Source organism: Arthrobacter sp. ZGTC131, from assembly GCF_002929275.1.
Lineage (GTDB): Bacteria > Actinomycetota > Actinomycetes > Actinomycetales > Micrococcaceae > Arthrobacter.
This window is the reverse complement of the sequence record NZ_PJIK01000075.1, coordinates 1-628: the sequence shown is the minus strand read 5'-3', so window position 1 is coordinate 628 and position 628 is coordinate 1. Positions and strand designations below refer to the sequence as shown.

Sequence of the window (628 nt, the reverse complement as noted above, 5' to 3'; positions counted from 1 at the left end):
GGATTTTCTCAAACTCGTCCCCCTTCGACTGCGGAAATTGGGGTGTTTGAGCGGCTTGCGCGGGGGGGGCATCTCGCCCCTTGCGGGGGAGAAAGCGAAATCGAGGAATTGGCCCGATCAGGGCCAAACCTCAGATTTCGCAAGAGAGGGGCTTGGTGAGGTTTTCGCCAACGGAACCGTGCCCCTCTCCAGGAAAATCTGAAGTTTAGGCGGCTTGCGCTCGCCTAAGCCTTCGATTTCGCTTTCTCCCCCACAGAGGGGGGAGAGGGAGTGCGCGGTTGCGGCATCGGTCCCCTCTCCCCCTTGTGGGAGAGGTTACAAAATCGAGGGCTTAGCCCGATCAGGGCTAAACCTCAGATTTTGTTGGTGAGGGGATCGGTTCAGTTGGCACAATCACTCCCCACCGTTTCGCAGTTCCGACAGAATATGCCGGCAGACATCGTCGAGATGCTCCAGCACTTCGTCGTTCCAGAAGCGCAGGATGCGGAAACCTTCGGCGTGGAAGAGGGCGTCGCGGTGAATGTCCCGGGTGTTGTCGCCGTGTTGGCCACCGTCGACTTCGATAATCAACAACTTTGCTTCGAAGCAGACGAAATCGAGGATGTAGCCACGAAGCGGGACCTGGCGG

1 protein-coding gene is annotated in these 628 nt (G+C 58.3%); it reads right to left on the bottom strand.

What is annotated here, in order from left to right; genetic code table 11:
* Window positions 1–393 precede the first annotated feature (393 nt).
* On the bottom strand, window positions 394–628 hold a 235-nt coding region (locus CXQ90_RS21750), incomplete at its 5' end, for an endonuclease domain-containing protein (RefSeq protein WP_146068964.1).